Source organism: Clostridia bacterium (assembly GCA_034926675.1).
Taxonomy (GTDB): Bacteria; Bacillota; DTU025; order DTU025; family DTU025; genus JAYFQW01.
Map to the genome: position 1 here is coordinate 1 of JAYFQW010000077.1, position 4659 is coordinate 4659.

General features: G+C 58.0%; 5 protein-coding genes. 2 read left to right on the forward strand and 3 right to left on the reverse strand.

Going from position 1 to position 4659, the window contains the following annotated elements; genetic code table 11:
* Positions 1 to 166: 166 nt before the first annotated feature.
* The 3 genes from VB144_14730 to VB144_14740 form a co-directional block, all read right to left on the reverse strand.
* Positions 167 to 535, reverse strand: coding sequence for a HEPN domain-containing protein (locus VB144_14730; protein MEA4884884.1), 369 nt, complete (start codon positions 533 to 535; stop codon positions 167 to 169).
* Positions 536 to 648: 113 nt separating this feature from the next.
* Complete coding sequence (locus VB144_14735; GenBank protein ID MEA4884885.1) at positions 649 to 972, reverse strand: nucleotidyltransferase domain-containing protein; 324 nt, start codon at positions 970 to 972, stop codon at positions 649 to 651.
* 230 nt (positions 973 to 1202) lie between these two features.
* On the reverse strand, positions 1203 to 2363 hold the full coding sequence (locus VB144_14740; GenBank protein ID MEA4884886.1) for a GNAT family N-acetyltransferase: 1161 nt from the start codon (positions 2361 to 2363) through the stop codon (positions 1203 to 1205).
* 162 nt (positions 2364 to 2525) lie between these two features.
* On the opposite strand from VB144_14740, the gene VB144_14745 reads away from it, so the two are divergent.
* Together VB144_14745 and VB144_14750 are read left to right on the forward strand one after the other, a co-directional pair.
* Positions 2526 to 3059, forward strand: a complete 534-nt coding sequence (locus VB144_14745; protein ID MEA4884887.1) for a nucleotidyltransferase domain-containing protein — start codon at positions 2526 to 2528, stop codon at positions 3057 to 3059.
* The gene (locus tag VB144_14750; protein MEA4884888.1) at positions 3049 to 3483 is read left to right on the forward strand and encodes a DUF86 domain-containing protein; all 435 of its coding nucleotides are present in this window, start codon (positions 3049 to 3051) and stop codon (positions 3481 to 3483) included. The genes VB144_14745 and VB144_14750 overlap by 11 nt, the downstream gene beginning before the upstream one ends.
* Positions 3484 to 4659 lie beyond the last annotated feature (1176 nt).

The window sequence follows — 4659 nt, forward strand, 5'->3', positions numbered from 1 at the left end:
GTGACCATCTTAAGCAATTCCTTTCCTCCTGTTGCCGGTAGATCGTTCACCTATCAGCATACAGGAATAGGTTCTTAAGGTGGTCAACTTCTCGACGCCCACAGTCTGTACTGGTGGTCAAGTTTTAGATTAGCATACACAGAGCCCGGTGCGGAGTCTCTGTCGTTCACCAAATGAGATCTGAAACACTCGCCGTAGATGCAGGTTCTTTGCGCGGTTCGATATGGAGTTCGCCGAGCGCGACGACAGGTTCTACGAGCCGGACGCCTGACCTATGGGTAGCTGCTGAGGAAGGTGAGGACCCCTCACGCTGGATGAAACCGTCCATTGATGTCGTCTGTGGTGCGCTGTTTAGGGCTTGCGACATGTCGCGCTCCTCCAGCGTCAGCCCCATCGGGTATCGTGTTTGAACATCGTAGGCCGTCAGGTCGGAGCACTGATCAGCTATCTTGCCAAAGCCATCATGTGTTTCCGAGCAGAGCTTGCACAGCTCGTCCAGGTCGTGTGTTCTGGGCGGGTTCTTCCCGCGCAACACGAGATAGCTCTTGAGATACTTCCTCCATGGGAGTCGGATGCATGCTCAGGAGATGCTCAGCACTGGCCAAGTCCATCTCGGCCATCCTCTTCCATTCCTTCGCTTGCGCCAAGTTATCCATAGAGGACTACCCCTTCCTGCACAATCTGCCGCTCAATGGTGGGGGCCAATGTGCGCTGGTTGAACACGTTTTCTCTGCTGACTACCACGTCCACGGGCATCGTCTTCGTGTCGCGAGTTGATCTGCGAATCAGTCTCATCGCGTCAATTTCCCGCATGTTCGCATCATCAGCCAACACTACATAGATGTCCAGGTCTGACTCCGCATCCGGCGTACCGTATGCGTGGGAGCCGAACAGGAACATCCGCTTCACCGGAACGGTGTTGACGATTATCTCTTTGATGACGCTCAGCTCATCCCATATTCGCTTTTCCATATCAGCGTCTCCACCCGCTTTCAGCATGACCCGCCAAGCGGAACATGATCACGCAGTCGCTATCATGTGTCATGATTCCGGGTGACCCTCACCAGATCTTCTCCGACCCGGTCGCATTATCCTTTCAGAGGAAGATCGCATCTATCGCACTTCATGGGACTGAAATGGAGCGAAGAGGCCGGACGGCTAGGGAACGCGGAACCCATCGTGCTCGATCAGCCGTTTGGGGCTCAGGCACACGGTTCCCGCGAACCCGACAGCGCCCGGCGCTCGTAACGGCGCAGTTGATTGGCGGGCGACACTAGGCCACGATCCACGAATCCGAGGCTCTCGTAATAGTCGCAGACCTCTGAGCTCTGGGCATCGCACTCCAGCCTCACCATGCTTCTGCCTCGCGAGGCTATGTAGGAGTAGGACCACTCGAGCAGCGCCCGGCCGATACCCGCGCCTGCCCACTGGCGACTCACGCCGAGGCCGTGGGTGTAGCCTGCGGCGCCGTCGGATCCCGCATCGCCCCAGCACCCCGTGTCGGCCCACTTGATCCACAGCACTCCGGCCGGCGAATCATCGACGTAGCCGATGAAGTAGTCACAGTCGCGTATCTTGTCGGCCACATTCTGGACTCCTTCCGATGTGAACAACCACTCGGGGACAGACCTGCCGCGATCCACCACATGCCGGAGGCTGTCGGCAAGTACGCCGTAGGCATCGTGCAGATCGCGGGCCGTGGCGCGCACTACGCGCATCATGCCGGCGCCCGTGGGCGCCTGGCCGGCTAACTGCCCGTCCGTACCGTAGGGCTTGAGCAGACTGAGGTGGAAGGTCCGGCCCGAACCGGCATGGCCGAGGACCACAAATCCGCAGTCTACCGCCATACTCGTGATGCTACAACAACTCTGCGCTTTGTCTTGCCGTCTGACTCCATAGGTTGTCTTGTGCGGTTGTGCGCGCCCACCTGCATTGGTCATGATCTCGAGCTCGATCATGAATACACGGTCGCTGCAGCCGGCATCGCCGCAGCCGCAATCGCCGAGGTTACCGGCCGTGGCAGCCGGCGGGATCTCAGCGTCCCATATGCGCAGGCGTCCGCCCGGAGTCAGAACCCTGAAGATCTCCGCCAGCACACGCGGGCGGATCTGGACCGGCATGTACATAAGCCCGAAGAAGCAAGTCGCTTCCGCGAATGAGCAATCTAGGAAGGACATATCCGCCGCGTCCATCACCAGCTTGAGTGCCTCGTTCGACACTTCTTCCAGCTCAGACCGCAAGATGTCGATCGAGATAACCTGTCTGCCCAGCAAGCGGCCGATCATCCCTTCGCCGCCTCCTGCCACGTCCAGCACGAGACCGGCTGCCGTGAGCTGCGACAGATCAACTACGTCCTTGATCATGAATTGAAGCCCTCCTCAGTCCAGTCCAGCTTGGCCACGACCATCAGCTTGGTTTCGTCATTGATTCTGCGCGTGTGGGCGCGGTCCCTGCGCGACTGCCTGCAGGAGACCGGGCGGATAGGGCAGAACTCATGTATTGTATGAAGTATGGGGAAGAGAAGAATGAGACCTTGGACCGATGGAAGGAAGGGGAGACGCGCCTTGGCTGCCAATCGCCCCGGTGGAGTAGTCGCTTTGCGGACCGTCTGCAAGGCGCACGGCGTCACGCTGTGCTATCTCTTTGGTTCCCAGTCCGAAAACGCCTGGCGTATTCTTCTCGGCGAGGAGATTGCGATAGACGATCCGTTGACTGACATAGACGTAGGTGTTGTGCTGGCCGAATTCGACTCATACAGGGCATCGAATGTGCTCTACCGAGTCTACGCTCGGCTCTTGTCGCCGCTCGAGGACCTCTTCCACCCGTACCCTGTCGACTTGGTTTTTCTGCAGGAGCACCATTCAGTCTTCCAGATGGAGGCCATTAGTGGTCGAAGTGTGTATTCCGTCAGCGACGAGTATCGCTTCGAATACGAGGAGGAGATTGCACGTAGGGCTGCTGATTTTCGCCCAGTGCTTTACGCGTATTTTGAGGATGTTGCCGAAGGGTTCAGGGAGAGCTACACGATTTCAGGCGGGGTGGTGCGAGATGCTGAATAGAAGCAGGGTAATAGAGCGGCTCGATATGATAAACGCAAGTGTCGCGCGCATGCAGCGGTTCGCGGGAATGCTGTACGACGACTTCAGCGCGAACCCGGACAATGCGGCCATTGTCGAGAGCCACCTGCGGCGTTCGATGGAAGCCGTGTTCGATGTTGGACGTCACATTCTAGCTCACACGGGAGGCGCCGACCTTTCGGGTGAGTACAAGTCCATAGCTCGCGGCCTAGGCGATCTTGGGGTAGTAGACAGGGCTATGTCCGACACTCTGGTGATGATGGCAGGGTATCGAAACCGTCTCGTCCACCTGTACCATCTAGTGTCTGACCGCGAGCTTCTCGGCATAGTGTCGGAGAATCTACCGGATCTCACTCGTTTCGTTGCTCAGATCGATGACTATCTCAGGCGGGTCGAGCGCTCATAGGCGCGGGCCGCGTACGATCTAGAGACACCAGATGGTACGCGAATCGAGGTGAAGTCGGCGGCCTATATCCAGAGTTGGCAACAGCGGCGGCTTTCCCAGATCAGCTTCCGCGTCTCCAAGACTCTTGCGTGGGATAGATACTCAAATCGCCAAGGCAGTGAGTCCAAGCGGCATGCAGACGCATATGTGTTTGCACTTCTGGCGCACGAAGAACCGCAGACACTTAATCCGCTAGACGTGTCACAGCGGTCTGAGGCCGATGAAAGGGATTGTTGACACGCAGATACTCCTAGAGGCATTCAAGGCAGCACGAACCCGTATGCCTCACCACGCACTGATATCGTCGGTTTCGGCAAAGGAACTGCTTCTGGCGCAATCGCGCGGATTCCGGAAACCTTTGTACTTCGTGCTTCATCCAGCGTCTTTCCCTGACGCACATCGTTTTGCGACTCTGTCTTGCGTTCGGTAGCCTTCAAGTCCCAAGCTGGTTGCACTGTGCGAAAAGCTGACTGATCAACTAGTGATTGGTTTTGGCTCTGATTCTCCGCTAAAAGCGATGTTAACTGCGACTGGGAACTACGCTATTCGGAATTCGAGGTCTGCGCGAGGGCAGTAAGCCAACTAGAGCCTGATTAGTGTTATCGAACACGACGACGTAATAAGCGTGTCCAGCATGCGGGACAATGTCGGCAGCTGAGCCCGGGACGCACCGCTCCGCCACTGAAACGCAAATCCGTTGTGCGTGCTGAACCGTACGGTATCCCAGCTGCGGAAGTCTTGTGGCCCATCTTCGGCGCCCTTGACGGGATCGGGACGGACGTTCTTTCACCCGAAATACTCGGAGCCAGACAAAGCGAGATAGGGATTCAGCAAGCTGCAGCCGGGCGCCGCATATGGGGCTCCCTGGCTGCGCGCCCGCCCTGCCTGACGAGGCGCGACTGCGCGACCGGCGCGACCGAACCTGGGGGCATGATATCGACGAACCCAGCAGTGAAACGAGCTCAATGTCGATGGAATCGACGTTGAGCAGGCGGTGCATCTGGCCCCGTCCTTCACAGAGTCCCAGTTGCCTCCCGGATTCGCGAGAGTTGCATACCCCACACGGTATCCAGGTGCAACCTGGACGCGGAGCGACCAGGTTTTCGCGGGAGATGGGCGCTTCTGACCCAGGTTGAC

Excerpts from the sequence above, each read along its gene's own strand:
- VB144_14735 (MEA4884885.1), bottom strand. The coding sequence starts at position 972 with ATGGAAAAGCGAATATGGGATGAGCTGAGCGTCATCAAAGAGATAATC.
- VB144_14740 (MEA4884886.1), bottom strand. The coding sequence starts at position 2,363 with ATGATCAAGGACGTAGTTGATCTGTCGCAGCTCACGGCAGCCGGTCTC.
- VB144_14745 (MEA4884887.1), top strand. The coding sequence starts at position 2,526 with ATGAGACCTTGGACCGATGGAAGGAAGGGGAGACGCGCCTTGGCTGCC.
- VB144_14750 (MEA4884888.1), top strand. The coding sequence starts at position 3,049 with ATGCTGAATAGAAGCAGGGTAATAGAGCGGCTCGATATGATAAACGCA.